Origin of the sequence: Stenotrophomonas sp. TWI1409 (assembly GCF_039673015.1) — a bacterium.
In the GTDB taxonomy this organism is placed as follows: Bacteria; Pseudomonadota; Gammaproteobacteria; order Xanthomonadales; family Xanthomonadaceae; genus Stenotrophomonas; species Stenotrophomonas maltophilia_A.
Window position 1 is genome coordinate 64,089 of the sequence record NZ_JBDJKU010000008.1, and the last position, 24,641, is coordinate 88,729.

Annotated in this window: 25 protein-coding genes and 1 riboswitch; of the genes, 14 read left to right on the forward strand and 11 right to left on the reverse strand. The window is 68.3% G+C overall.

The window, feature by feature from the left end:
- The first annotated feature begins 231 nt into the window (after positions 1–231).
- On the forward strand, positions 232–921 hold the full coding sequence (locus ABE423_RS04660) for a winged helix-turn-helix domain-containing protein (RefSeq protein WP_010484092.1): 690 nt from the start codon (positions 232–234) through the stop codon (positions 919–921).
- Positions 918–2,264: an ATP-binding protein gene (locus tag ABE423_RS04665; RefSeq protein ID WP_253143392.1), complete on the forward strand. Its 1,347-nt coding sequence runs from the start codon at positions 918–920 to the stop codon at positions 2,262–2,264. Before ABE423_RS04660 ends, ABE423_RS04665 begins: the two co-directional genes overlap by 4 nt.
- Here ABE423_RS04665 and ABE423_RS04670 read toward each other — a convergent pair.
- Together ABE423_RS04670 and ABE423_RS04675 are read right to left on the reverse strand one after the other, a co-directional pair.
- Positions 2,261–3,730 (reverse strand): HAMP domain-containing sensor histidine kinase, encoded by a 1,470-nt coding sequence (locus tag ABE423_RS04670; protein WP_180837565.1) that lies wholly within the window; start codon positions 3,728–3,730, stop codon positions 2,261–2,263. The genes ABE423_RS04665 and ABE423_RS04670 overlap by 4 nt on opposite strands.
- Complete coding sequence (locus ABE423_RS04675; protein WP_014645826.1) at positions 3,727–4,446, reverse strand: response regulator transcription factor; 720 nt, start codon at positions 4,444–4,446, stop codon at positions 3,727–3,729. Before ABE423_RS04675 ends, ABE423_RS04670 begins: the two co-directional genes overlap by 4 nt.
- A 144-nt stretch (positions 4,447–4,590) precedes the next feature.
- On the opposite strand from ABE423_RS04675, the gene msrB reads away from it, so the two are divergent.
- From msrB to ABE423_RS04695, 4 genes are all read left to right on the forward strand, one after another.
- Complete coding sequence (gene msrB, locus ABE423_RS04680; RefSeq protein ID WP_125892475.1) at positions 4,591–5,163, forward strand: peptide-methionine (R)-S-oxide reductase MsrB; 573 nt, start codon at positions 4,591–4,593, stop codon at positions 5,161–5,163.
- A 2-nt stretch (positions 5,164–5,165) separates the two neighbouring features.
- On the forward strand, positions 5,166–6,935 hold the full coding sequence (locus tag ABE423_RS04685; RefSeq protein ID WP_125892473.1) for a cytochrome c biogenesis protein CcdA: 1,770 nt from the start codon (positions 5,166–5,168) through the stop codon (positions 6,933–6,935).
- A gap of 14 nt (positions 6,936–6,949) precedes the next feature.
- The gene (gene msrA, locus ABE423_RS04690; RefSeq protein ID WP_049424850.1) at positions 6,950–7,687 is read left to right on the forward strand and encodes a peptide-methionine (S)-S-oxide reductase MsrA; all 738 of its coding nucleotides are present in this window, start codon (positions 6,950–6,952) and stop codon (positions 7,685–7,687) included.
- Positions 7,688–7,891: 204 nt separating this feature from the next.
- Positions 7,892–9,340: a PLP-dependent aminotransferase family protein gene (locus tag ABE423_RS04695; RefSeq protein WP_346485160.1), complete on the forward strand. Its 1,449-nt coding sequence runs from the start codon at positions 7,892–7,894 to the stop codon at positions 9,338–9,340.
- Between the two features lie 75 nt (positions 9,341–9,415).
- On the opposite strand, the gene bioD is transcribed toward ABE423_RS04695, so the two are convergent.
- Positions 9,416–10,099, reverse strand: a complete 684-nt coding sequence (bioD, locus tag ABE423_RS04700) for a dethiobiotin synthase (protein WP_346485162.1) — start codon at positions 10,097–10,099, stop codon at positions 9,416–9,418.
- A 68-nt stretch (positions 10,100–10,167) separates the two neighbouring features.
- Here bioD and ABE423_RS04705 point away from each other — a divergent pair, with 68 nt between their 5' ends.
- The gene (locus ABE423_RS04705) at positions 10,168–10,650 is read left to right on the forward strand and encodes a GAF domain-containing protein (protein ID WP_005407940.1); all 483 of its coding nucleotides are present in this window, start codon (positions 10,168–10,170) and stop codon (positions 10,648–10,650) included.
- Positions 10,647–11,009, forward strand: a complete 363-nt coding sequence (locus ABE423_RS04710) for a TfoX/Sxy family protein (protein ID WP_189720528.1) — start codon at positions 10,647–10,649, stop codon at positions 11,007–11,009. The genes ABE423_RS04705 and ABE423_RS04710 overlap by 4 nt, the downstream gene beginning before the upstream one ends.
- A gap of 91 nt (positions 11,010–11,100) precedes the next feature.
- Here the strand turns inward: ABE423_RS04710 and ABE423_RS04715 are convergent, their stop codons facing one another.
- Complete coding sequence (locus tag ABE423_RS04715; RefSeq protein ID WP_032128728.1) at positions 11,101–11,679, reverse strand: histidine phosphatase family protein; 579 nt, start codon at positions 11,677–11,679, stop codon at positions 11,101–11,103.
- A gap of 142 nt (positions 11,680–11,821) precedes the next feature.
- A riboswitch (cobalamin riboswitch) is annotated at positions 11,822–12,045 on the forward strand.
- Positions 12,046–12,159: 114 nt separating this feature from the next.
- Between ABE423_RS04715 and btuB the strand changes: the two genes are divergently transcribed.
- Positions 12,160–14,004, forward strand: a complete 1,845-nt coding sequence (gene btuB, locus ABE423_RS04720) for a TonB-dependent vitamin B12 receptor (protein ID WP_346485165.1) — start codon at positions 12,160–12,162, stop codon at positions 14,002–14,004.
- Positions 14,005–14,188: 184 nt separating this feature from the next.
- Here btuB and gph read toward each other — a convergent pair whose 3' ends face one another.
- From gph to ABE423_RS04735, 3 genes are all read right to left on the reverse strand, one after another.
- Positions 14,189–14,845 carry a phosphoglycolate phosphatase gene (gph, locus tag ABE423_RS04725; protein WP_180837560.1) on the reverse strand — a complete coding sequence of 219 codons (657 nt, stop codon included), beginning with the start codon at positions 14,843–14,845 and terminating at the stop codon, positions 14,189–14,191.
- A gap of 64 nt (positions 14,846–14,909) precedes the next feature.
- Positions 14,910–15,701 (reverse strand): class I SAM-dependent methyltransferase, encoded by a 792-nt coding sequence (locus ABE423_RS04730; protein WP_032128731.1) that lies wholly within the window; start codon positions 15,699–15,701, stop codon positions 14,910–14,912.
- A complete protein-coding gene (locus ABE423_RS04735; protein WP_197585496.1) occupies positions 15,698–16,627 on the reverse strand; it encodes a LysR substrate-binding domain-containing protein in 930 nt (309 codons plus the stop codon). Before ABE423_RS04735 ends, ABE423_RS04730 begins: the two co-directional genes overlap by 4 nt.
- 108 nt (positions 16,628–16,735) lie before the next feature.
- Between ABE423_RS04735 and ABE423_RS04740 the strand changes: the two genes are divergently transcribed.
- Both ABE423_RS04740 and ABE423_RS04745 read left to right on the forward strand, forming a co-directional pair.
- Positions 16,736–17,374 carry an NAD(P)H-binding protein gene (locus ABE423_RS04740; RefSeq protein WP_346485168.1) on the forward strand — a complete coding sequence of 213 codons (639 nt, stop codon included), beginning with the start codon at positions 16,736–16,738 and terminating at the stop codon, positions 17,372–17,374.
- Positions 17,375–17,459: 85 nt separating this feature from the next.
- Positions 17,460–18,371: an MBL fold metallo-hydrolase gene (locus ABE423_RS04745; RefSeq protein ID WP_346485170.1), complete on the forward strand. Its 912-nt coding sequence runs from the start codon at positions 17,460–17,462 to the stop codon at positions 18,369–18,371.
- Between the two features lie 286 nt (positions 18,372–18,657).
- Here ABE423_RS04745 and dinB read toward each other — a convergent pair whose 3' ends face one another.
- Positions 18,658–19,728, reverse strand: a complete 1,071-nt coding sequence (dinB, locus tag ABE423_RS04750) for a DNA polymerase IV (RefSeq protein ID WP_346485172.1) — start codon at positions 19,726–19,728, stop codon at positions 18,658–18,660.
- A gap of 191 nt (positions 19,729–19,919) precedes the next feature.
- Between dinB and fabA the strand changes: the two genes are divergently transcribed.
- Together fabA and fabB are read left to right on the forward strand one after the other, a co-directional pair.
- On the forward strand, positions 19,920–20,435 hold the full coding sequence (gene fabA, locus ABE423_RS04755) for a 3-hydroxyacyl-[acyl-carrier-protein] dehydratase FabA (protein WP_005407930.1): 516 nt from the start codon (positions 19,920–19,922) through the stop codon (positions 20,433–20,435).
- Positions 20,435–21,643: a beta-ketoacyl-ACP synthase I gene (gene fabB / locus ABE423_RS04760; RefSeq protein WP_014645811.1), complete on the forward strand. Its 1,209-nt coding sequence runs from the start codon at positions 20,435–20,437 to the stop codon at positions 21,641–21,643. The genes fabA and fabB overlap by 1 nt, the downstream gene beginning before the upstream one ends.
- A gap of 112 nt (positions 21,644–21,755) precedes the next feature.
- Here fabB and ABE423_RS04765 read toward each other — a convergent pair whose 3' ends face one another.
- The 3 genes from ABE423_RS04765 to ABE423_RS04775 are packed head-to-tail and all read right to left on the reverse strand — an operon-like array spanning position 21,756 to position 24,198.
- Positions 21,756–22,439 (reverse strand): HAD family phosphatase, encoded by a 684-nt coding sequence (locus ABE423_RS04765; protein WP_125892451.1) that lies wholly within the window; start codon positions 22,437–22,439, stop codon positions 21,756–21,758.
- Entirely contained in the window at positions 22,436–23,137 is a 702-nt protein-coding gene (locus tag ABE423_RS04770) for a pseudouridine synthase (RefSeq protein WP_279913795.1), read from the reverse strand. Before ABE423_RS04770 ends, ABE423_RS04765 begins: the two co-directional genes overlap by 4 nt.
- Positions 23,134–24,198, reverse strand: a complete 1,065-nt coding sequence (locus tag ABE423_RS04775) for a class I SAM-dependent methyltransferase (protein ID WP_346485176.1) — start codon at positions 24,196–24,198, stop codon at positions 23,134–23,136. Before ABE423_RS04775 ends, ABE423_RS04770 begins: the two co-directional genes overlap by 4 nt.
- Before the next feature lie 157 nt (positions 24,199–24,355).
- On the opposite strand from ABE423_RS04775, the gene ABE423_RS04780 reads away from it, so the two are divergent.
- Positions 24,356–24,619, forward strand: a complete 264-nt coding sequence (locus ABE423_RS04780; protein WP_005407925.1) for a hypothetical protein — start codon at positions 24,356–24,358, stop codon at positions 24,617–24,619.
- Positions 24,620–24,641: the final 22 nt, after the last annotated feature.

Genomic DNA, 24,641 nt, shown 5'->3' on the forward strand with positions numbered 1-24,641 from the left:
CAGTCGCTTTGCTGTCAGCGATGGTCACCAGACGTATCACGAAGGTAACGTTTTGTAACGGCAACAAGCTATGCTGGACGCCAAGTTGTTGCCAGGCCTGAGGCCCGGCCCGAGCGCCAGCAACCCCGGCTGAATGGCGCCCGCCCCCGGGACCCGGGCGGCCCGCAGGCTGGGATAGCATCGCCGCGCTCGTGCCGTGGCGGTACGTTTGCGCCCACGGAGGCCTTGAAAATGCTGGATATCGTACTGGTTGAAGACGATGCCCGCCTGGGTACGATGGTCAGCGACTATCTGCAGCGGCATGGCTATCAGGTGGCCCATGAGCGCAGTGGTGAGCGCGCGGTGGCCCGGATCCTGGCCGAGAAGCCGGCCCTGGTCCTGCTCGATGTCGGCCTGCCCGACCAGGATGGTTTCGAAGTGTGTCGGCAGATCCGGCCCCACTATGACGGCATCATCTGTGTGCTGACCGCCCGCACCGACAACATCGACCAGGTGCTGGGACTGGAGCTGGGGGCCGACGATTACATCGGTAAACCCATCGAACCGCGGGTGCTGCTCGCCCGCCTGCGTGCCCACCTGCGCCGCCATCGCCGGGTCGAACCGCGCGACGGCAGCCTGCGCTTCGGCGAGCTGAACATCGACCCGTCCACCCGCAACGTGCACCTGCAGGGCGGCCTGCTGGAGCTGACCACGGCCGAGTTCGACCTGCTGTTCCTGCTGGCCAGCAACGCCGGCCAGATCCTGGACCGCGATGCGCTGCTGCGCGGCCTGCGTGGCATCGCCTTTGACGGCCTGGACCGTTCGATCGATGCGCGCATCTCGCGCCTGCGCCGCAAGCTGGGCGACAACCCTGAACAACCCGAGCGGATCAAGACCGTCCGTGGACGCGGCTACCTGTTCAGCCGCTCGGCATGGGGATGAAGCGCACGCACTCGGCGATGCGCGGCCACGCCTTCCACTTCCTGCGCTACGGCATCGGCTTCCTGGTCGCCCACCTGCTGCTGATCGTGCTGGGCCTGTGGGCCTGGGATGCGCTGCTGGAAGACCGCACCGAAGCCAGCCTGCTGGCCGAGATGCGTGGCACCCATGCGCTGCTGCAGCAACGCTTCGCGGAAACACCACGTGACCAGTGGCCGGCGCTGGCACGAGGGCTCGACGCCGACTTCGCCTATGCCCTGCGGATGGTGCCGCTGGCCGAGGCGGAGAAGGCGCTGTCGGCCAGCCAGCGACCGCCGTTCAACAACGGCCGTGTGCAGATCGACCTGGAACACATGCGCAGCCTGCAGCGGATCGGCGACAGCGACTATGCCGTGATGCTGGGGCCACTGGATGAAGCGTTGCCTGAGGAAGGCTGGCAGGACAGCGAAGTGTCCGGCGTGGCGATCCTGCTGCTGATCCTGATGGTGGCCGTGGCGCTGCCGATGTATGTAATGGTCTACCGCCTGTGGCGCGATGTGTCGCAGCTGGCACAGGCGGCGCGGCAGATGCGCGACGGCCAGCTGGATACGCGTGCGCCGCGTGCCGGCACCGCGCTGGTGCGGCCGCTGGCCAATGCCTTCAACCACATGGCCGAGCAGCTGCAGCAGCTGCTGGAGAGCCAGCGCGTGCTGGCGCAGGCGGTCGCGCATGAAGTGCGCACGCCGTTGGCGCGGATGCGCTTCGGCCTGGCCGACTTGGAGGACACCGCACTCGACGAGATCCAGCGCGATGCGCTGGGTGGCCTGCGCACCGACGTCGATCGCCTGCAGCACCTCACCGATGCCGGCGTCGAGTACGCCGCGCTGGGCCGCTGCCATCAGCTGACCCGCCAGCGCCTGCAGCTGGCGGCACTGGTCCGTGGCGTGGTGGCCCAGTTCGCACCGCTGCCGCTGCCGGTACAGCAGGTGCTGTCGCCGGCAGGCCTGGTCAACGTCAACCGGCATATGCTGGAACTGGCGCTGCGCAACCTGCTCGGCAATGCCCTGCGTTACGCACGGCGGCAGATCCGTATCGCCAGCACGGTCAACGACGGCTGGCTGTGCCTGCAGGTGGAGGACGACGGCCCCGGTATCGCGCCCGAACTGCGCGGCCAGGTACTGCAACCCTATGTGCGGCTGGATCCGGGCAGCCCCGGTTTCGGCCTCGGCCTGGCGCTGGTGCAGGTGGTGGCCGACAAGCATGGCGGCCACGTTGAAGTGACCGATTCGGAGCTGGGCGGTGCCTGCATCCGCCTGCACCTGCCGCTGGAAAGCGGCGGTGCCGTGGAGAGCGAGGCGGCCTGCTAGGCCGCCGGCTCCGCGCGCGGCAACGCGAACACGAACAGCGCGCCACGCTCACTGTCACGCAGTTCGATGCGGCGGCCATGCAGCTGCACGATCCGCTGCACGATCAGCAGGCCAAGCCCACCGTTCTCGCCACGCCGTGCGCCCAGCGCGGCCGGCGCCTGGAACAACTGCGCACGCAGCGCCGCTGCCACGCCGGGACCATCATCGGCCACGCTCACCTCGATGCTGTCCGCGGTCGCACGCAGGCACACTTCGATCCGGCCACCTTCCGGTGCGTGCCGCAATGCATTGTCGAGCAGGTTGGTCAGCACGCGCTCGACCAGGCCCAGGTCGGCACGCACCAGCGGCAGGCCGGGCGGGAACGCGGCGTGCAGGCGCTGGTTGCGTGCCTGCGCCGCCAGCTCGAATTTCTGCAGTACGTCCTGCAGCAGTTCCGGCAGCGCGAACACTTCCCACTCCAGGCGCACTTCGCCATGCTCCAGCCGCGCCAGCTCGAACAGCGCGCGCGCCAGCCGACCAACCTTGGCGCTCTGCGCCAGCGCGATACCGAGGTAACGGCGGCGCTCGTCCGGGGACAGCGTGGCGTCCTTCAGCGCCAGCGTTTCCAGGTAGCCGTGCAGCGACGACAACGGCGTGCGCAGGTCATGCGAGATGTTGGCCACCAGTTCGCGCCGCTGCAGGTCCTGCTGGCGCAGCTGCTGCCATTGCTCCCCCAGGCGCTGCGCCATCTGCGCATGTGCGTGTTCCAGGATCACCAGTTCATCGCGCTCACCGGGCCGCAGTGGCTCCGGCGGCGGCAGTGGGGTCGGCGCGTCGATGTCGAACGCCTGGATGCGTCGGGTCAGGCGCCGCAGCGGACGCGTCACCCAGTAGAACGCCACCAGCCCGGCAAACAGGCCGAGGCCCCCCACCAGCACGACTGACCACAGCGTGGTGTTCCATTGGCTGCCCGCGGCAAGATCGTCGGCGAGCATCTGCCGGTGCTCGCCGACCAGCACCACGTATACATAGCCGGCCGGCCGGCCCTGCACGATCAATGGTGCGGCGCTGAACACCTTGCGGCCATCGGCGCTGCGCGGGTCATCACCGAGGATCGGCAGCGGCGCACCGGCCAGCAGGCGACGCAACGGTGCCACGTCCACCTTGTTGCGCACCAGATGCCCACTGGGTGCATCGTGGCCGAGGATGCGACCCTGGTCGTCCAGCAGGTAGACCTCGACGCTGGGATTGACCGCCATCAGCTGGCCGAACAGCGCACGCACCGCCGCATCGCGCATGCCGCTGGTGTCCATCAGTTCGCTGCGCTGGGCGATGTGTTCGGCCAGGCCCAGCGACAGCCGCTGCACCACTTCCTGCTCATGGCGGGTGTTGGCGCGCATCTGCAGTGCCAGCAACGCCATGCAGCACATCAGCATCAGCGCGGCGATCACCGCCGCCAGCTTCTGCCATAGATTGGGCTTGATCATGCCGCCGCCCCGGCCGGGTCGACCAGCTTGTAGCCGCGGCCCCACACCGTCAGCAGCCGCCGCGGGTTGGCCGGGTCCGGCTCGATCTTGCTGCGCAGGCGGTTGATATGGGTATTGACCGTATGCTCGTAACCATCGTGCTGATAGCCCCAGACCTGGTTGAGCAGCTCCATGCGCGCGAACACCTGGTCCGGATGACGGGCGAAGAACAGCAGCAGATCAAATTCGCGCGGCGTCAGCTCCAACGTATTGCCATCCACCGACGCGGTGCGCGCGACCGGATCCAGCTGCAGCCCACCCAGCTCGATTGCGCCGGCATCGATGCGCGCGCTCTGCGCCATCGCCTCGGCGCGGCGCAGCAGCGCGCGTACCCGTGCCACCAGTTCCGGCATCGAGAAGGGTTTTGCCAGGTAGTCGTCCGCGCCCAGCTCCAGGCCGACAATGCGCTGGGTTTCGCTGCCGCGCGCGCTTATGATGATGATCGGCACATAGCGCGCCATCGCGCGTGCACGCTGGCAGACCTGCAGGCCGTCGACACCGGGCAGCATCACGTCCAGCACCAGCGCATCCCATGGGCCGTCCTGCTCGAGCAGGCGCAGGCCGGCGTCGCCACTGGCGGCATGGGCGACGTCGTAGCCCTCATCGCCCAGATGCATGCGCAGCAGGTCGGCGATGTGGGCATCGTCTTCAACGATCAGCACGCGTTTGGTGGACATTGGCAGCTCGGGGCCAGTGGGGAAGCTGGCTGCATTGTGGCGCGGGACGGCCGCCGATACCTCACGAAAAATTGAATCCTGCGTGAGGATTCGTTGACCCGGGCGGGCGCAGCATGGCCCCGTCGCCCCTTCCCGGAGTCCGCCATGTCCCTAACCCGCCGCCATCTGTTGGGCCTGGGCGGTGTTGCCACCGCCGCCGGCCTGCTCGGCCTGGGGGCCTGCAGCCGCGCAGCCCCGGCCGCCGCCGAAGCGCGTCCGTCGCGACAGTTCGAGGTCATGCACAGCGATGCGCAGTGGCGCCAGCAACTGACCCCGGCGCAGTACGCGGTGCTGCGCCAGCAGGCCACCGAGCGCCCGTACAGCAGCCCGCTCAACAAGGAACATCGGCAGGGCACTTTCGCCTGCGCCGGCTGTGCGCTGCCGCTGTTCTCCTCCTCCACCAAGTTCGAGAGCGGCACCGGCTGGCCCAGCTTCTGGGCACCGCTGCACAACGCCATCGGCGAAGACCGCGACGTCACCTTCGGGATGCTGCGGGTGGAGGTGCACTGCCGCCGCTGCGGCGGCCATCTCGGCCATGTGTTCAACGATGGGCCACGCCCGACCGGGCTGCGCTACTGCATGAACGGTGCGGCGATGGTGTTCGTTCCCGGTGCCCCTGCTGGCACTGCCGACGGCTGGCGGGTGCCGGTCGGTTCTTCCCCTGCTTCCGGAGCCTGACGATGCTGCTGTTGCTGCTTGCCTACCTCGGGGGCGCGCTGACCCTGCTCAGCCCCTGCATCCTGCCGGTGCTGCCGTTCGTGTTCGCGCGTGCCGATCGCCCGTTCCTGCGCAGCACGCTGCCGTTGCTGCTGGGCATGGCGCTCACCTTCACCGTGGTCGCCAGCCTTGCCGCGGTGGGCAGCCAATGGGTGGCACAGGCCAACCAGGTCGGACGCTGGATCGCCCTGCTGCTGATGGCGCTGTTCGCGATCGCGCTGCTCTGGCCGCGGCTGGCCGACCACCTGCTGGCACCGTTCCAGCGCGTGGGTGCCCGCCTGAGCGCACGCGCCGATGCGGCGGATGCCGCGGGGCACGGCGGCGCGTGGACCTCGCTGCTGATCGGCATCGCCACTGGCCTGCTGTGGGCACCGTGCGCCGGGCCGATCCTCGGCCTGGTGCTGACCGGCGCCGCCCTGCATGGCGCCAGCGTCGGCACCACTGCGCTGCTGCTGGCCTATGCACTGGGTGCGATCACCGCACTGGCGCTGGCGGTGTGGATCGGCGGCCGGGTGTTCCGCGCGATGCAGGCGCGGCTCGGCCTCGGCGATGTCCTGCGCAAGGTACTGGGCGTGGCCGCGCTGCTGGCCGTCGTGGCGATCGGCCTCGGCTGGGATACCGGCCTGCTGACCCGCCTGTCCACGGTCAGCACCGCGCGCATCGAGCAAAGCCTGCTGGACGCAGTGCCGGGCGCGCAGCCGGCTGCACCGCCGATGATGATGATGGCCGGTGCCAATGCCGGTGCCGATGCACCGCTGCCGGTGGAGGGCACCCTGCCCGCGCTGGATGGCGCCACCGGCTGGCTCAACAGCCCGCCGCTGAGTGCACAGCAGCTGCGCGGCAAGGTGGTGCTGGTCGATTTCTGGACGTACTCCTGCATCAACTGCCTGCGCGCGATGCCGTTCGTGCACGAATGGGAACGCCGCTACCGCGACCACGGCCTGGTGGTGGTCGGCGTGCACACGCCGGAATTCGCCTTCGAACGTGACCCCCGCAACGTGATGAAGGCGGTGCAGCAGCTGAAGGTCGAGTACCCGGTGGCGCTCGACAACCAGTACACGATCTGGCGCGCGTTCAACAACCGCTACTGGCCGGCGCAGTACTTCGTCGATGCGCAGGGCAACATCCGCGGCCACCAGTTCGGCGAAGGCAACTACGCGCGCTCGGAACAGATGATCCGTCGCCTGCTGACCGAAGCGGGCCAGTCGAATCTGCCGCCGCCGGCCGATCCGGCCGCCGCCGATCTGAAGGGCGTGGCCGCGCAGGCCGACATGGGCAACCTGCGTTCACCGGAAACCTATCTGGGCCACGCCCGCGCCGAGCAGTTCGCCTCGCCCGGCGGGCAGCGCAGCGACACCGCGTTCGACTACACGCTGCCCACCACTCTGGCGTTGAACCAATGGGGACTGTCCGGGCGCTGGACCGTCACCGACGAGGCCGCACAGCTGCAGCAGGCCGGTGGCCGCATCGCCTTCCAGTTCCACGCACGTGACCTGCACCTGGTGCTGGCACCGAACGAGGACGGCAAGCCAGTGCGCTTCCGCGTCTGGCTGGATGGCAAGCCGCTGCCCGCCGCCGATGCCGGCAGCGATGTCGGCGCCGATGGCAGCGGCGTGGTCAACGAACACCGCTTGTACCAGCTGGTGCGCCAGCGCGGCGCGGTCGGCCCGCATCGCTTCGAGATCGAATTTCTCGATGCGGGCGTGCAGGCCTATGCCTTCACCTTCGGTTGAAACGGGAGCACACGATGAAACTCTCTTTTGAACAAGGTATCGCCGCCGGTGTCGCCGGCTTGGTAGCTACTGCATTGATCGCTGGCGTGCTGCTGGTCGACCACGGCGCAGTCGCGGCACCGCTGGAAGCCAGCGCGCAGGCCAAGGCACTACCGGCGCCCAGCGGCGACGCCGCGTTCCGCGATGACGCCACCCATGCCAGCGTGGTGTTCGCCGGCGGTTGCTTCTGGGGCGTGCAGGGCGTGTTCCAGCACGTCAAAGGCGTGAGCAATGCGGTGTCCGGCTACATCGGTGGCAGCGCGGCCAATGCGCGCTATGAGCGCGTCAGCGGTGGCCAGACCGGTCATGCCGAGGCGGTGAAGATCGACTACGACCCGCGCCAGGTCAGCTATGGCCAGCTGATGCAGGTGTTCTTCTCGGTGGTGCACGATCCGACCCAGCTCAATCGACAGGGACCGGACCACGGCAGCCAGTACCGCTCGGCGATCTTCAGTGATGACGCACGCCAGCAGGCGGCCAGCCGCGCCTACATCGCCCAGCTCGGCCAGGCCGGCAGCTACCGCGCACCGATCGTCACCCAGCTGGTCAGCGGCCAGCACTTCTACCCGGCCGAGAGCTACCACCAGAACTACATGACCAACTACCCGCAGGCGGCCTACATCCGCTACTACGACGCACCGAAGCTGGCGGCACTGGGCAAGCAGTTCCCGGCGCTGTACCGGCGCGACGCGGCACTGGTGCCGATGCGGTAACGACCCGGGTAGTGCCGGCCGCTGGCCGGCTCCTGCGGATCTGGGGATCGCCGGCCAGCGACCGGTACCACCTCCAAAAAAAGACGCACGGCCATCCAGCCGTGCGCTTGGGAAGTATCGGCCGTGCCCCGATCAGGCCCGTCCGACAACGACATGCTAGGCTCGCCATCATCATGGGTACAGAACCAGATGGCGGGAAATTCGATGGATACAGATGACCAGGGCGCGATGATCCCACCCCGCTACCAACGGCTGTCCGATGAACTGGCCGAAGCCATCCACGGCGGACGCCTTCCGGTCGGCAGCCGCCTGCCTTCACTGCGGCAGATGGCCCTGCAGCGAAGGCTCAGCCTGAACACGGTGATCGCGGCCTATCGCCAGCTGGAGGACGCCGGCCTGGTCATTCCGCGGCCCAAGGCCGGCTTCGAGGTCGCGCCGCGATTGTCGGTGCCAGAGCGTTCGCTGCGTGATACCCCGTCCGCACCCACCGCACCACTGCAGCAGGTGCTGATGGCGCGCGTGCTGGAGGCACAACGTCGCTCCGGAGTGATCGACCTGGCCTTCGCCGGTCCGCGCGGGCGCCAGTTCTATCCGGGCGCGCAGCTGGCCCGGCATACCGCGCAGGTGCTGCGGCACGGCCAGCAGACAGTGGAAACCTATGCGCGCCCAAACGGCTCCCCCAGGCTGCTGGCGCAGATCGTGCGTCGCGGTCCACGCATGGGCCTGCACACCCATAGCGAGCGGCTGCTGCTGACCCACGGCGCGATGGAGGCCCTGCAGCTGGCGTTGCGTGCGGTTACCCAACCCGGTGATGCGGTGGGCATCGAGGCGCCGTCCTACTTCAACCTGTACCCGTTGCTGGCCAACCTCGGCCTGCAGGCCATCGAGCTGCCCACCCACCCGCAGCACGGGCTGGATGTCGACGCATTGGATGCGCTGCTGGAGCACACGCCGCTGGCCGCACTGGTGGTGATGCCCACCGTGCACAATCCGCTGGGCTGCACCATGCCGACACCCGCCAAGCAACGCCTGGCCGAACTGGTCAACGCACGGCAACTGCCGCTGATCGAGGATGCGGTGTACGCCGAGCTGCAGTTCTGCGAACCGCCGGCGCCCTTGCTGAAGGCCTTCGATCGCGATGGCTGGGTGATGGTGGTCGGTGGTTTCTCCAAGACGCTGGCGCCGGATTACCGCATCGGTTGGCTGGACGGGGGGCGCTTCGCCGAGCGCATCGCACTGCTCAAGTTCCAGTCCACCGGTGGCGAACCGCAGCTGCTGGGCGATGCGGTGGCGGCGTATCTGGAAGCAGGCAGCTACGAACACCACCTGCATCGCATGCGCCGGCTGTACCGCGAACAGGTGGGACGGCTGCGCCAGCTGGTGGCCGAACACTTCCCGGCCGGCACCCGTGCCACCGAGCCGCAAGGCGGCTTCCTGCTGTGGCTCGAACTGCCGGGCGTGGATACGCGTGAGCTGTTCGAACGTGCGCTGGTAGAGGACATCGTGTTCATGCCCGGCCAGGTGTATTCGCGTGGTGCGCGTTACCGCCACTGCCTGCGGCTGTCGTGCTGCCAGACCTTGGATGCGCGCTTCATCGGTGCGGTGGAGCGGCTGGGTGCGATCGCGCGGGAGCTGGCGGCTGCAGCACGGTAACGCGGGCCGCTGGCCGGCAACCACGGGATCGCCGAGTGGATGCAGTGGCCGGCCGGCGGCCGGCACTACCCAGGATCACTCGAGCAGGTACGCCGACAGCGCTTCGCCATCCGCTCCCGGCAGATACGGCAGCCGCCCCCAGCACGGCATCGGCAGGCGCTGCTGCAACGTCGCGATGTTCTCATCCTGGCGCTGCATCACCGGGTCGATGTGGTTGCCGATCCAGCCCAGGCACTCCACGCCGCTGGCCTGCAACGACTGCGCGGTCAGCCGCGCATGGTTGACGCAGCCCAGCCGCATGCCCACCACCAACAGCACGGGCAGCTGCAGTGCGCGCACCAAGTCAAGCTGGTCCAGCGTGGCCGAGACCGGCGCCAGCCAACCGCCAACGCCCTCCACCACCACGACATCGGCCTGAGCACGCAGCCGCGCGAACGCGGCCATGATCGGCGCCAGCTCCACCTGCACGCCATCCTCGGCAGCGGCCAGCTCCGGCGCCAGCGGTTGCCGCAGCGCGTACGGGTTCAGGTCGGCATAGTCCGGCACCGGCCAACTGGCCGCCTGCAGCGCCAGCGCGTCCTCGTTGCGCAGGCCCTGCCCCAGATCCTCACTGCCACTGGCCACCGGCTTCATGCCGACTGCGCGCAGGCCGCGCCGGCGCAGTGCATGCAGCAGCGCGGTGCTGGCCGCGGTCTTACCGATCTCGGTATCGGTGCCGGTGACGAACAGGGCAGGCGGCAGCGTGGCGGGCAACGGCATCGATAAGCTCCAGCGGGGCAACAGAGCGTGCATTATCGCCGGCCCGGCGTGCTTGCTAGACTGCGGGCATGTTCGCCAATGCCTCGCTCACCGGCAGCAAGCCGGAACAATACGCCCAGCTGCTGGAACAGGCCCGCGGCCTGGTCTACGCCGAGTCCGACCGCATCGCCAACGCGGCCAACCTCTCCGCACTGGTCTATCACGCTCTGCCCGACCTGAACTGGGTGGGCTTCTACCTGTACGACGGCAAGGAACTGGTGGTCGGCCCGTTCCAGGGCCTGCCGGCCTGCGTGCGCATCCCGCTGGACAAGGGCGTGTGCGGTGCCGCCGCCAGCCAGCGCGTGACCCAGCGCGTGGAGGACGTCGATGCCTTCCCCGGCCACATCGCCTGCGATTCGGCCTCGCGTTCGGAACTGGTGGTGCCACTGCTGCGCGGCGATGAACTGATCGGCGTGTTCGACATCGACAGCCCGAAAGTCGGCCGCTTCGATGCCGACGACCAAGCCGGCCTGGAAGCGATCGCCCGCGTGTTCGTCGAGGCGCTGGGATGAGCGCACCGAAGCTGCGCAACATCGGCCCGAAGAGTGCGGCGTGGCTGCGTCAGGTCGGCCTGCGCAGCCGCGAGGATCTGGTTGCGATCGGCGCGGTCGGTGCCTTCGTCAAGGTCAAGCGCGCCGGCTTCAAGCCCAGCCTGAACCTGCTCTATTCACTGGAAGGCGCGCTGCTGGACTGCCATTGGCAGGAACTGAGCGAGCCGCAGCGTGAGGCGCTGGTGCAGGATTACGAAGCGCGCATCACTGCGCATCCGCTGAAGGCGGCCGGCCCCGCTTCGGGCCCAGTGCATGAGCAGCGCTTCGATGCTGACGACGACGCTGAGGACAGCGTGGCCGAGCGCGCGGACGAGGATTGAGGCCTCCGCGTTCCTGGGGATGCCGGCCAGCGGCCGGCACTACCACTGCGATGCGGGATCGGTAGCGCCGGGTCATGCCCGGCGAGTGCGGTCAGGGCTGCTGCAGCTCCAGCAGTTCGCCCACCAGCCCGACCTCGCCGCGCTCAAGCCACACCCGCAGGCGCGTGCCGTGGTCAATACGCAGGGCCCAGCACAGCGACATCGGCAGGCCGCAGACCTGCGACAGCACCATGCGCAGCGGGCCGCCGTGGCTGACCACCAGCGTCGGCACCGGATCGTCATCATCAAGCAGGCGATCCAGCGCGCGCGCGATGCGCCGCTCGAAGTGGCCCCAGCTTTCGCCGTTCGGCGGCGGGAATGCATGCGGGTCGGCATGGAAGGCCGCCAATGCATCCTCCGGCAGGTCGAACAGCGACTGCCCGTCCCAATCGCCGAAATCCAGCTCTTCCCATTCCTCGTCTGCTTCCACGTCCAGCCCGCGCGGGGTGGCCAGGGCCATCGCCGTGTGCAGCGAGCGCAGCCGCGGCGAACTGATCACCCGCTCCCAGGGCTGCGCAGCGTAGGCGTCGACCAGTTCCTGCGGCAGGCGGGCCAGCTGCGGTGGATCACTGCGGCCATCGAGGAACTCATCGCGACCGTTGCCGGCATGGCGGACCAGGTCGAGGATCATGCGTGCGTCCTGTACAGGCAACGCGGGAAAAGCGGAAAACGGGCGGACATCGGCAACGGCACCACGGGATCGAGGGACCATTCTAAGGGCACAGCAAAGGCAGTCGAGCAGGCTCGACGCTACGGGCCGCCTGCGATGCCGTAGACTGCGCGCACTTCCAGGTGACCTGCGGCCACGGCCGGCAGGTTGAAACGGGAAGCCGGTGACGCGTGTTTCCACGCCATGCCGGCGCTGCCCCCGCAACGGTAAGCACGTCAGTTCCAGGCAACAACGCCACTGTGCCGCAGGCATGGGAAGGCGCCTGGACGGTGGCCTCGCGCCACCCGGCGGCAAGCCCGGAGACCGGCCAGGAAGCCTCAGGTCGCGATGCGGTGGGCATGGCGCTGGATGACCGCAGCCTGCGCTGCGGCGTCGGCGCATGCCTGCCTTCGCGGCTCCTCCCCTTCGCCACGCGGGCGTGCGTGGCACCTGGAGTCCCCCATGAAGCTGCAGTCCCGAATGCTGTCCCTGGCCGTGCTGGCCGCCCTGCCCGCGCTGGCCCAGGCCGCCGATGACACCACCGCGCTCGACCAGATCCTGGTCACCGCCACCCGCACCCCGATCGCCCTGCAGGACAGCATCGCGCCGGCCCAGGTGATCGACCGCGCGCAGATCGAATCCAGCCAGGCCACGTCGCTGCAGGAACTGCTGCGCGGCCGCGCCGGCATCAACCTGACCAACTCCGGCGGCCTCGGCAAGCAGAGCTCGCTGTTCCTGCGCGGCACCAACTCGGGCCACACCGTGGTGCTGGTGGATGGCGTGCGCATCAACAGTGCCGACCTCGGCCTGGCCATGTACCAGGACCTGCCACTGGCGCAGATCGAACGCGTGGAAATCGTGCGCGGCCCGCAGTCCAGCCTGTACGGTGCCGACGCCATTGGTGGCGTGATCCAGATCTTCACCCGCCGCAACCAGGGCGATTTCGCTCCGCACTTCCAGCTCGGCGGTGGCAGCAACGGCCTGCGCGAAGCCAGCGGCGGCATCGGCGGTGGCACCGAACGCGGCTGGTTCGGCGCCGACATCGCCTACCAGCATTCCGACGGCATCGATGCCTGCCGCGGCTCCGCCTCGGTGTTCACCGCGGGCTGCTTTGCCGACGAGCACGACCGTGACGGCTACCGCAACCTGTCCAAGAGCCTGCGCGGCGGCTACAGCTTCAACGACCAGTGGACCGTGGAAGGCAGCGCACTGCGCGCCGACGGCAAGAACCACTACGACGGTTACTACAACTATTCGGAAACCCGCCAGCAGGTGCTCGCTGGCAAAGTGCGCTACACCCCGTCTGAACGCCTGGCTTTCACAGCCAACGTCGGCCGCAGTGACAACGAGTCGGACAACTTCGGCGCACCGGGGGTGTTCGGCAGCGCGCAGACCCATCGTGACAGCGCCTCGCTGCAGGGCGACTTCGGCGTGGCCGAGGGCCAGCTGCTGAGTGCAGGCGTGGATTGGAGCGAAGACAACCTGGACGGCAGCAGCGCCGGATATCTCGTCGGCAGCCGCCGCAACACCGGCGTGTTCGTGCAGTACCAGGGTCGCTTCGGCCGCCATCAGCTGCAGGCCAGCGCGCGCAATGACGACAACCAGCAGTTCGGCAACCATGCCACCGGCAGCGTGGGCTGGGCGATGGAACTGGAGCACGGCCTGCGCGTCAATGCCAGCTACGGCACGGCGTTCAAGGCGCCGACCTTCAGCGACCTGTACGACCCGTGGAGCGGGGTGCCGACGTTGAACCCGGAGAAGTCCAAGAGCGCCAATCTCGGTGTTTCGCAGCAGGGCCAGGGCTGGCATTGGGGCCTGGATGTGTACGAGACCCGCATCGATGACCTGATCACCTACGATGCGTCCACGATGAAGATGCAGCAGGTGGAGAAGGCGCGCATCCGTGGTGCCGAGCTGACTGGTGGCATGCTGCTGGCCGGCTTCGACATCAATGCGCAGCTGAGCTATACCGACCCGCGCAACCGCACCCACGGCAGCACCCAGTTCGACAACTGGCTGCCGCGCCGCGCGCAGCAGACCGCACGCCTGGACATCGACCGCCGCTTCGGCGATTTCCGCGCCGGCCTGACCGTGCAGGGTGCAGGCAAGCGCTATGACAACGCCAGCAACTCGGTGAAGGTTGGCGGCTACGGCACGCTGGACCTGCGCGCCGAGTACGCGCTGACGCCGTCGTGGTCGCTGCTGGCGCGCGCCGCCAACGTATTCGACCGCACTTATGAAACCGTGGCGTGGTTCAACCAGCCGGGCCGCGAGTACCAGCTGAGCGTGCGTTACCAGCCGAAGTGACCGCGACGGTCATGGTAGTGCCGGCCGCTGGCCGGCAACATCATGACCTTCGGCAACGCATCCCGGGTTGCCGGCCAGCGGCCGGCACTACCCAATGCGCCGATCCGGGATTGCCGGCCAACGGCCGGCACTACCCATTGCGTCGGCCCGGGTTACCGGCCGGCGACCAGGGATGTCCGTTGCATCAGCCCTGCAACCCCGGCAACTCACGCAGGTCGTCGATCACCGCCACCGCATGCGCGGTGGCCAGGTCCAGGCCACGCGGATAGCCGTAACGCACCAGTGCGATCGGCATGCCCGCATCTTCGGCGGCGCGGTAGTCGGTCAACGAATCACCCACCATCAGGCATGCGTCCACCGGCAGCCCGAAGTGCGCGGCGACGTGCCGCAGCGGTTCACCACTGGGCTTGCGCTGCGGCAGGGAGTCGCCACCCAACACCAGCGCGAACGCATCACCGATGCCCAGGTGCTGCAGCAGCGGTGGCACCAGCGCTTCGGGCTTGTTGGTGCAGATCGCCAGCGGCACGTTGCGCGCACGCAGCTGCGTCAGCGCTTCGGCCACGCCATCGAACAGGCGCGGGCTGCGCAGCAGGCACTCACGGTAGTGCACCATGAACACCGGCATCACTTCGGCCAGGTCGACTTCGCGACCGGCGGCATGCACGGCCTGCTCGACCAGGCGGCGCACACCATCTCCGATCCAGCCCAGCACCGTGGCTTCCGGCACGCGTGCCACACCGATGTCCTCCAGCGTGCGGTTCAGTGCTTCGGCGATATCGGCGGCGCTGTCGACCAGCGTGCCATCAAGGTCGAACACGACCAGCGGATAGGGATACGACAAGGGACGGCACCTGCATGACGTGGGGCCGTCCATTGTACGCCGCTGGTTTTTGCGCCGATCCGCCTCAGCCGATCCGGCGCGCGCGGGTCGCCAGGAAGGTGGGCAGATAGCGATCGATCAGGAAGCGCGGCTGCGGCTGCCAGTCTTCCATGAAGCGATCGATGATGAAGCCGGCATCGAGCTGACCACCGATCAGTTCGGTCAGGCTGTGGCCGAAGGTCAGCGCGTCACCCCGTGCCAGCTTCGCCTCGCGCTCGGCCGGCGCCAGGTCTTCCAGGTCCGAATAGGGAATGGCGTACTGTGGCCGGATCAGGCCTTGTGCATCCAGCTGCGGATCGCGCGCGCCAACGAACAGCACCGGGTTGTAGAAGCTGGCCATCAGCATGCCATCGCGTGCCAGCACGCGGCGGCACTCGGTCCACACCGGGCGCACATCAGGCACGTACAGGTTCGAGATCGGGTGGAACACCACATCGAAACTGTCGTTGGCAAACACGTGCAGATCGCGCATGTCGCCCTGCACGGTGCGCAGCTGCAGGCCATCGCGCGCGGCGACCCTGCGGTCCTGTTCCAGCTGCCCGTCGGAGAGATCGAACACGGTGACGTCAGCGCCCGCAGCGGCCAGCACCGGTGCCTGCTGACCACCGCCCGAGGCCAGGCACAGGATGCGACGGCCGCGCACATCACCCATCCAGTCCAGTGGCAACGCGCGGGGCGTCAGGTGCACCTGCCAGCGGCCTTCGCGCGCGGCGGCAATCGTTGAACTTTCCACCGGGCGCGACCATTCGCGCACTTCGCTGGCCTGGCGGTCCCAGGCAGCACGGTTGTGGTCGATCAAGGCCTGTCCATGGTTCATGTGTTCTCCTTGCCCGGTGGGCGCCAATCCAGATCCTGGAAGGCCGGGCTGGCGAAACACTCGCCCAGGAAATCCAGGAATCGCCGCATGATAGCGGGCTGCTGGCGCCGTGACGCGTACACGGCATGAATGCCGAGTTCGTCCAGGCTGAATTCGGGCAGCAGTTCGATCAGTTCGCCACTGCGCAGCAGCGGCGCCACCTGGTAGGTCGGCAGCATGGCGATGCCGGCACCGGCGCGCACCGCCTCCAGCAGCAGCGAGGCCTCGTTGGCACTGATGTTGCCACCCACCGCCACCGACAGCGAACGCCCATCGCGGTGCAGCTGCCACAGGCTCTTGCCGACGTAGTGATGGGTCAGGCAGTTGTGCGCGGACAGGTGCTCGGGGGCGGTCGGCGTACCGCGTGCCTGCAGGTAGGACGGCGTCGCGCACAGCACCGAGCGGCAGGTGGCCAGCCGCCGTGCGATCAGGCTGGGATCGATCTGGCGCGCGATGCGCACGGCCAGGTCCACCCGCTCCTCCACCAGGTTCACGGTGCGGTCGACCAGCAGCAGCTCGATGCGTGCCGCTGGGTGGCGCGCCACGAAGCCGGCCACCGCCCGCGCCAGGTGGCTCTGCCCGAATGAGACGCTGGCGGTCACCCGCAGCGTACCGTGCGGCTCGGGATCATCACTGGCCAGCTCGCCCTGCAGTTCTTCGCCGATCGCCAGCATCTGCCGGAAGCGCGCCAGCGCTGCCTCGCCGGGGCCGGTCAGGCTGACCCGGCGCGTGGTCCGGTGCAGCAGGCGTGCGCCCAGCCAGCTCTCGACCTCGGCCAGGTAGCGGCTGACCATCGCCCGTGACATGTCCAGCACCTCGGCGGCGGCGGTGAGGCTGCCGCGCTCGGCCACCTCGACGAACACGGTCATGGCGGTCAATCGGTCCATATGCTCGATCCATGCAACAAACAAGCGCGTTATACGCTGTTTTTCGAGCAACTGCAGCAGCCTAGAGTGGCCCCATTCCCACCCCACACCGCCCCACGGAGTCATGCCATGAAAATCGCCCTCGTTGGTTCCACCGGCAACATCGGCCGCCAGATCGCCCGCCACGCGCTGGCCCGCGGCCACGAACTCACTGTCATCGTGCGCAGCGCGCAGGACCTCCCGGCCGAGCTGGCCGGTGCCCATCCCGTGATCGCCTCGCTGGATGACCAGGACGCGCTGGTTGCCGCCATCACCGGCCACGACGTGCTGGCCAGTGCCTACGGCCCGCGCCCGGGCGATGACATCGGCCGCGTCGGCGAGGTCGCCGCGCAGCTGGCCGCCGCCGCACGCAAGGCCGGTGTACCGCGCCTGGTGGTGGTCGGTGGCGCCGGCAGTCTGGAAGTCGCACCCGGCGTGCAGCTGGTCGATACCCCCACCTTCCCGGACGCCTACAAGCCGTACGCACTGGCACACCGTGAGGCGTTCAACCGCCTGCAGGCGGTGGATGACCTGGACTGGACCTTCTTCTCGCCGGCCGCCGAAATCGGCCCGGGTGAACAGCGCGGCCAGTACCGCGTGCAGGCCAAGGCCTTCCTCGCTGATGCCAGCGGCCACAGCCGCATCAGCTACGCCGACTACGGCGTGGCGTTCGTCGCCGAGCTGGAAGCGCACCAGTACCCGAAGCAGATCATCACTGCGGCGTACTGATGCCAGGCCGCCGGGCATGGCCCGGCGCTACCCACCTGTGAGCCAGGCCCACGCCCGGCTCGCCGTCCGCCACAAGGAATGCCCCATGCGTACCGCTGCCCTGCTGCTCCCCCTCGCCCTGGCCGCCAGCTTCACCAGTGCGCCACTGCTCGCCGCGCCGGCCGCCGCAGCGCCGGCCACGGCCACGAAATCCCAGCTGCACCTGCAGACCTTCCATCCCGGCCCGCAGGCGATGTTCTCGGTGTCCTCGGTGCTGATCGAAGGCCGCCACGACGCGATCCTGGTCAATGCGCAGTTTGCTGCCAGCGACGCGCGCAAGCTGGTCGAGCTGATCCGCGCCAGCGGCAAGCAGCTGACCACCATCTACATCAGCCACGGTGATCCGGACTACTACTTCGGCCTGGCCACGCTGCAGGACGCGTTCCCGCAGGCGCGCATCGTCGCCACCGCGCAGACCGTCGCCCACATCCAGCAGACCCAGGCCGGCAAGCTGGCCTACTGGGGGCCGAAGATGGGTGCCGACGTGCCGGCGCGCATCGTGGTGCCGCAGGTGCTGGACGGCGATGCCCTGCAACTGGAAGGCCAGCGCCTGCCGCTGATCGGCCTCGATGGCCCGACCCCGGACCGCACGGTGCTATGGGTGCCGTCGCTGCGCGCGATCGTCGGTGGTATTCCGGTAGTGGCGGGCGAGCACGTGTGGATGGCCGACACGCAGACCCCGAAGTCACATGCCGACTGGCTGCAGACCCTGCAGCGGCTGCAGGCGCTGAAGCCGAAGGTGGTGGTGCCGGGGCATTACGCGCCGGGTGCGGCACTGGATGCCAGTGCGCTGCGCTTCACCTCGGACTACATCCGCGCGTTCGATGTTGAGGCGGCAAAGGCGAAGGACAGTGCGGCGCTGGTGAAAGCAATGCAGGCGCGCTACCCGAAGCTGGCGGGCGTGGAGTCGCTGGAGTTGAGTGCGAAGGTGGCCAAGGGCGAGATGCAGTGGCCATGAGGTAGGGAGTTTTCTTTTGCAGGGCTGCGCCCTGCACCTGCTCAATGCAACGGCAACAGCCGAAGCAACAGCAACAGCTGGCTATCCGTGGGATGGCGAGGTGGGTCCGGTTGCGGGGGACGCTGCAAGTACGTCCATGTAAGCTCGGTCGCGCCATCCATGGCGCTCACGCCCCCGCAACCGGACCCACCCCGCCTTCGACAGTTTCCCGCCATCTGTCGGAACCTGCTGCTGATGGAACCTGCTGCTGTTGGTGGGTGCCGACCGTTGGTCGGCACGACAATGATCAGTGCTCGAACAATTCGCCCTGCACCATCGGTTCCTTTTCGCGGAAGCCGCCGAGCCCGACACCCACCAGCCGGTAGCGGGTCTCCGCCGGCAGGTCGACGCGGGCGCGCAGGGCCAGGGCGATGTCGCGCAGTTCTTCCATCGATTCCGGCGGGCGCTCCGGGGTGAAGCTGCGGGTGAGGATGCGGAACTGCGCGGTCTTCAGTTTCAGCACCACGGTGTGGCCGACGCGTTCGGTCTTGCGCGTGGCATTCCAGGTCTTCTCTGCCAACTGCACGATCGCCTCCCCCAGGTCTTCCAGCGGCAGATCCTCGGCGAAGGTGTCTTCGGAGGAAATCGACTGCACCTGCTGGTCCGGCTCCACCGGCCGCTCGTCGATGCCGCGTGCGCGGTTGTACAGGCTGCGGCCGAAACTGCCGAACGCCTCTTCCAGTTCGATCAGTGCCCACTGCCGCAGGTCGCCGCAGGTGACGATGCCGCGCGCGGCCAGCTTGCCTTCCATCACCTTGCCGACGCCGGGCACGCGGTTCACCGGCAGCGGCAGCAGGAACGCGTCCACCCGCTGCGGCGGAATCACGAACTGGCCATCGGGCTTGCGCCAGTCCGAAGCGATCTTGGCCAGGAACTTGTTCGGCGCGATCCCGGCTGAAGCGGTCAGGTTCGTCTCCTCGCGGATCTGCGCACGGATGGTGCGGGCGATGTCGGTGGCCAGTTCGATGCCGCTCTTCGGCTCGGTCACATCCAGGTAGGCCTCGTCCAGCGACAGCGGCTCGACCAGGTCGGTGTGGCGCAGGAAGATCTCGCGCACGTGGCGTGACACCGCCTTGTAACGTGCAAAGTCCGGCGGCACGAAGATCGCATCCGGACACAGGCGTTCGGCACGCAGCGCCGGCATTGCCGAACGCACGCCGAACACGCGTGCCTCGTACGAGGCCGCGCACACCACCGAGCGCGCGCCGCGCCATGCCACAACCACCGGCTTGCCGCGCAGTGACGGATCGTCGCGCTGCTCCACCGACGCGTAGAACGCGTCCATGTCGACGTGGATGATCTTGCGCAGTCGGGTCATGTCAGGCGGAAAGGGCGGGGGCGTGCCGAACGGGCCACACGCCGAAGTATGGTCGTTGCACATCAACAGGATGCGCGTATTCCATTGAAAACACTACGGTTGCGTACGGTTGAAATGTTTGATCGGCGCAGTTTCCACGGGCATCCTCGAGCGCTTGTTTCCCTGTTTCCCCGCTTCCAGGATTGTGCTTCATGACCCGTCTCCACGCGTTCAACCGCGAACAGCTGCTGGCCAGCGCACGCGGTGAACTGTTCGGCACCGCCGCCGGCCGTTTGCCCAACGATCCGATGCTGATGTTCGACCGCATCACCGACATCCGCGAGGACGGCGGACCGCATGGCAAGGGCATGGTACGCGCCGAACTGGATATCCGCCCGGACCTGTGGTTCTTCGGCTGCCACTTCATCGGCGACCCGGTGATGCCCGGCTGCCTCGGCCTGGATGCCATGTGGCAGCTGACCGGCTTCTTCCTGACCTGGCTGGGCGCCCCCGGCAAGGGCCGCGCACTGGGCTGCGGCGAGGTGAAGTTCACCGGCCAGGTACTGCCGGAGGCCAAACTGGTGCGCTACGAGATCGACATCAGCCGTGTCATCAACCGCAAGCTGGTGATGGCCCAGTCGGACGCCCGCATGTACGTGGATGACCGCGAAATCTACAGCGCGCGCGACCTGCGCGTCGGCCTGTTCACTGAAACCGGGAGCTTCTGATGCGTCGCGTCGTCATCACCGGCATGGGCATCACGTCCTGCCTCGGCAATGATCTGGATACCGTTTCGGCTGCGCTGCGCGAAGGGCGCTCGGGCATCACCGCCCTGGCCGACCACGCAGAAGCGGGCCTGCGCAGCCAGGTAGGCGGTCGCGTCGACCTCGACCTGGAGGCGCTGATCGACCGCAAGCAGAAGCGCTTCATGAGCGATGCGGCGGCCTTCGCCTACCTGTCCATGCGCGATGCGATCGCCGATGCCGGGCTCAGCCCCGAGCAGGTCAGCAACCTGCGCACCGGCCTGATCGCCGGTTCCGGCGGCGGCTCCAGCGAATGGCAGATCGGCGCAGTCGACCTGCTGCGCGAACGTGGTGTACGCAAGGTCGGCCCGTACATGGTGCCGCGCACGATGTGCTCGACGGTCTCGGCCTGCCTGGCCACCGCCTACCAGATCAAGGGTGTCAGCTACTCGCTGTCGGCCGCCTGCGCGACCTCGGCGCACTGCATCGGCGCCGCCGCGGACATGATCCGCCATGGCGCGCAGGACATCATGTTCGCCGGTGGCGGTGAAGACCTGCACTGGTCGATGAGCGTGATGTTCGATGCGATGGGTGCGCTGTCGACCAGCTTCAACGAGACCCCGGCCAGCGCCTCGCGTCCGTACGACAAGGACCGCGACGGCTTCGTCATCGCCGGTGGCGGCGGCATGCTGGTGCTGGAGGACTACGACCACGCCGTTGCGCGCGGTGCGCACATCCATGCCGAGCTGATCGGCTATGGCGTGACCTCCGATGGCGCCGACATGGTCGCGCCGTCCGGTGAAGGCGCGGTGCGCTGCATGAAGATGGCGCTGCAGGGCGTCGATCGTCCGCTTGACTACCTCAACACCCACGGCACTTCCACGCCGCTGGGCGACGTCACCGAGCTCAACGCGATCCGCGAAGTGTTCGGCGATGCGGTGCCACCGCTGTCCTCGACCAAGGCGTTGTCCGGCCATTCGCTGGGTGCGGCCAGCGTGCATGAGGCGATCTACTGCCTGCTGATGATGCGCGATGGCTTCGTTGCCGGTTCGGCCAACATCGGCGAACTGGACCCGAAGGTGGAAAGCTTCCCGATCCTGCGCGAGAGCCGCGAGCAGAAGCTGGATACCGTGATGTCCAACAGCTTTGGCTTCGGTGGCACCAACGCTGCGCTGGTGTTCGGGCGGGTGTGATGGGAAGGCGTGCCGACCAACGGTCGGCACCTACCGGGGCGTTTGGGCGTGCCAACCAAGGTTGGCACCTACCGGGGCATTGGGTGTGCCGACCCACGGTCGGCGCCCACCGTTACCTCGGCAGCAGCGGCAGCAGCAGCGCGTGCGCGTCCACCAGCGAGCCGACGATGCGGTGGCCCAGTGCGCGCAGCTCTTCATCCGGATGCACCAGGTCCGGCACCTGGATCACGGTCATGCCGGCAGCCAGCGCTGCACGCGTGCCGGCCGGTGAATCTTCCAGCGCCAGGCAGCGCTCGGGCACCTGGCCCAGCCGCTGCGCGGCCAGCAGGTAGATATCCGGCGCCGGCTTCGGCCGCGCCACATCACCACTGGTGATCACGGCATCGAAATACGGCAGCAGGCCGGCCGCGGCCAGCTTGCGGTTGGCCCGCGGCTGCCGCGTGGTGGTTGCCACCGCGCGCGGTACCGCGTGCGCTTTCAGCAGCTCCAGCAGCTCCAGAATGCCCGGACGCAGCGGCAGGCCGGTCTGTGTGCGTGCTTCGTACAGCTCATGGCAACGTGCAGCCACCGCGTCGATCACGCTGTCCTCGATGCCCTGCGCGCGCAACAGGGCGTGCGTATCGCGGTCGCCGAGGCCGACCATGCGCAGGAACACCGTCTCGTCCAGACCCAGCCCGAATTCGTCGGCCGCCTCGCTCCAGCAGGCCAGCGAGACCCGCTCGCTGTCGATCATCAGGCCGTCCATGTCAAAGATGACGGCGTCGGGGAGGAACGGCAGCGCAGCGATGGTGGTCATGGAGCGAACAGCGTATCCAGATCGGTGGAGGTGAGCTGCCGCCATTGCCCCTCGTCCAGTCCCCGCAGGTCCAGCCCGCCGACACGGCTGCGGTGCAGGGCCTGCACGTGGTTGCCGGTGGCGGCGAACATGCGGCGTACCTGATGGTAGCGGCCTTCATGCAGCACCAGGCGTGCGCGACGCGCATCCAGCACTTCCAGTTCAGCCGGCAGCAGGGGGGTCTTCTCGGACTCCAGCATCAGCGTACCGCTGGCGAACAACGCCACTTCGTCGCCGCGCAGGTCGTCGCTCAGTTCCACTTCGTAGACCTTGGGCAGCTTCGACTTCGGCGAGATGATCCGGTGCAGCAGGCCGCCATCGTCGGTCAGCAGCAGCAGGCCGCTGGTCTCGCGGTCGAGGCGGCCCACGGTGGACAGCACCGGATCGCGGTCGCGGAAGCGCGGCGGCAGCAGGTCGTAGATCAGGCGGCCGGTGTCCTTGGTCGAACAGGTGTAGCCGGCCGGCTTGTGCAGCGCGATCGACAGCCCCACCGGCGGGTCCAGCGGCTCGCCATCGACCCGGATCGCCTCGTGCGGCACCTGGTCGTCGGCATACAGCACCTCGCCGTCGGCGTCGGTGACGCGGCCTTCGCGGAACATCCACTGCACCTGCTTGCGGCTGCCATAGCCCAGGTTGGCGATGAGCTTGACCAGCTTCACTTGCCCTTCCCCTTCACCGCTTCCACCAGCTTGAAGCCATCACGCTCGGCGATCACGCGCACCGCGCCAAAGCTCTCGTTGAGCGTGTACTCGTACGGCAGGTGGCGGTTGGCCACCACGTACAGGCGTCCGCCCGGGCGCAGCGCCTGCGCGGCCACGGCGATGAAGCGCTGGCCGATATCCGGGCGATCGGCGCGCGAGGGCGTGTGGAACGGCGGGTTGCTGATGATGACGTCGTAGCCCGGCTCGATGCCGCCGGTGACGTCCTGCCACAGGAAGCGCAGCGGCAGCGCGCGCGGCGGCGGCGCCAGGTTCAGTTCGGCAAGGGCCAGCGCACGCTGCTCGGCTTCGTACAGATCCAGCGCGGTGATCTTCGGGCAGCGCTCCAGCAGCTCGCGCGACAGATAGCCATAGCCCGCGCCGAGGTCGGCGGCACGCCCGGCCAGGTCGGCCGGCAGGTGCTCGGCCAACAGCGCCGACGCCGGGTCGATGCGATCCCAGGCGAACACGCCCGGGCGGCTGAGGAAACGGCCGCCGACGATCGGCCGCACCGCATCCAGCGCCGACCAGCGCTTGGCCAGGTCGGCGTCGTGCTGGCCCTGCATCGGGGCGGTCCAGTACACGCGACAGTGGTTCTTGGTCAGGCTGCCGCCGAGGCCGGTCAGTTGCTTGAGGTCGCCCTCGCCCGAACGTGCGCCTTCGTTGTTGGACTGGCAGGCGACGATGCGGCCGCCGTCGGCGACCAGCGCCAGCGCGCGCGCGAACAGGGCACGGGCCTCCTCGCGCTGGCGCGGCGGCAGCACCAGCACCAGCGGGTAGCGGCCCTTGCCGGCCACATCATCCAGCTGGCCGCTGACGGTCCAGCCGGCGGCCTGCTGCAGCGGCTGCGCGAACGGGGCAAAGCTCTGCTCGCAATGCACTTCGCGGTTGCCGGCCACTTCGCGCAGCGGCCAGCCGTCGCGGGCACGCAGGAAGGCCACCGGGCCCTCCGGCCAGCGCAGGGCGCCTTGGGAGAACGGCAGGAACAGGGTCTGCAGGGGGGCGTCGTCGCTGGAGGCCATCGGCGCGGGTACTTCAAGCGTGAGGGCCGTCCATTGTACCGGCTTGGCCGGGCCGGCCCCGGCGGCCGCTTTGCGAAACCCGAACGTGGCCTTGATCTGCCAGCAACATTGAAACGTTCAGGGTAGAGGCTCCCCCCGGAAACCCAGGAGAACCTGCATGCGAGCCTTGTTCGTCGGTGGCGTGGTCGACAACAGTGAAATGGACCTGGAAGGCAGCCATCCGCCCGTGCATTACCCCGAGGACACCGGCGGTGGCCACTCGCGCTACCGGCTGCACCAGGTCGGCCATGGTGCCGACGGAAGCGTGGCCTATGCGGTGTACGGCGCACCGGACCTGGCCGACGACGAGGTGGCGAGGGTGGCGGAAGAACGCGCCTATGCGCGCCGGTTCGAGGCGACGCCTACGTTGTTCGAGCATTGATCCCAACAGCCACGCATGGCGT

What these genes read in the sequence shown, in the direction of transcription:
- ABE423_RS04665 (WP_253143392.1), top strand. Translation starts at nt 918, where the DNA reads ATGAAGCGCACGCACTCGGCGATGCGCGGCCACGCCTTCCACTTCCTG.
- fabA (WP_005407930.1), top strand. Translation starts at nt 19,920, where the DNA reads ATGACCCGTCTCCACGCGTTCAACCGCGAACAGCTGCTGGCCAGCGCA.
- ABE423_RS04735 (WP_197585496.1), bottom strand. Translation starts at nt 16,627, where the DNA reads ATGGACCGATTGACCGCCATGACCGTGTTCGTCGAGGTGGCCGAGCGC.
- ABE423_RS04670 (WP_180837565.1), bottom strand. Translation starts at nt 3,730, where the DNA reads ATGATCAAGCCCAATCTATGGCAGAAGCTGGCGGCGGTGATCGCCGCG.
- bioD (WP_346485162.1), bottom strand. Translation starts at nt 10,099, where the DNA reads ATGCCGTTGCCCGCCACGCTGCCGCCTGCCCTGTTCGTCACCGGCACC.
- dinB (WP_346485172.1), bottom strand. Translation starts at nt 19,728, where the DNA reads ATGACCCGACTGCGCAAGATCATCCACGTCGACATGGACGCGTTCTAC.
- ABE423_RS04705 (WP_005407940.1), top strand. Translation starts at nt 10,168, where the DNA reads ATGTTCGCCAATGCCTCGCTCACCGGCAGCAAGCCGGAACAATACGCC.
- ABE423_RS04685 (WP_125892473.1), top strand. Translation starts at nt 5,166, where the DNA reads ATGCTGCTGTTGCTGCTTGCCTACCTCGGGGGCGCGCTGACCCTGCTC.
- ABE423_RS04775 (WP_346485176.1), bottom strand. Translation starts at nt 24,198, where the DNA reads ATGGCCTCCAGCGACGACGCCCCCCTGCAGACCCTGTTCCTGCCGTTC.
- ABE423_RS04745 (WP_346485170.1), top strand. Translation starts at nt 17,460, where the DNA reads ATGCGTACCGCTGCCCTGCTGCTCCCCCTCGCCCTGGCCGCCAGCTTC.
- ABE423_RS04765 (WP_125892451.1), bottom strand. Translation starts at nt 22,439, where the DNA reads ATGACCACCATCGCTGCGCTGCCGTTCCTCCCCGACGCCGTCATCTTT.
- ABE423_RS04710 (WP_189720528.1), top strand. Translation starts at nt 10,647, where the DNA reads ATGAGCGCACCGAAGCTGCGCAACATCGGCCCGAAGAGTGCGGCGTGG.
- ABE423_RS04780 (WP_005407925.1), top strand. Translation starts at nt 24,356, where the DNA reads ATGCGAGCCTTGTTCGTCGGTGGCGTGGTCGACAACAGTGAAATGGAC.
- ABE423_RS04715 (WP_032128728.1), bottom strand. Translation starts at nt 11,679, where the DNA reads ATGATCCTCGACCTGGTCCGCCATGCCGGCAACGGTCGCGATGAGTTC.
- msrB (WP_125892475.1), top strand. Translation starts at nt 4,591, where the DNA reads ATGTCCCTAACCCGCCGCCATCTGTTGGGCCTGGGCGGTGTTGCCACC.
- ABE423_RS04660 (WP_010484092.1), top strand. Translation starts at nt 232, where the DNA reads ATGCTGGATATCGTACTGGTTGAAGACGATGCCCGCCTGGGTACGATG.
- fabB (WP_014645811.1), top strand. Translation starts at nt 20,435, where the DNA reads ATGCGTCGCGTCGTCATCACCGGCATGGGCATCACGTCCTGCCTCGGC.
- ABE423_RS04730 (WP_032128731.1), bottom strand. Translation starts at nt 15,701, where the DNA reads ATGAACCATGGACAGGCCTTGATCGACCACAACCGTGCTGCCTGGGAC.
- btuB (WP_346485165.1), top strand. Translation starts at nt 12,160, where the DNA reads ATGAAGCTGCAGTCCCGAATGCTGTCCCTGGCCGTGCTGGCCGCCCTG.
- ABE423_RS04675 (WP_014645826.1), bottom strand. Translation starts at nt 4,446, where the DNA reads ATGTCCACCAAACGCGTGCTGATCGTTGAAGACGATGCCCACATCGCC.
- msrA (WP_049424850.1), top strand. Translation starts at nt 6,950, where the DNA reads ATGAAACTCTCTTTTGAACAAGGTATCGCCGCCGGTGTCGCCGGCTTG.
- ABE423_RS04695 (WP_346485160.1), top strand. Translation starts at nt 7,892, where the DNA reads ATGGATACAGATGACCAGGGCGCGATGATCCCACCCCGCTACCAACGG.
- ABE423_RS04740 (WP_346485168.1), top strand. Translation starts at nt 16,736, where the DNA reads ATGAAAATCGCCCTCGTTGGTTCCACCGGCAACATCGGCCGCCAGATC.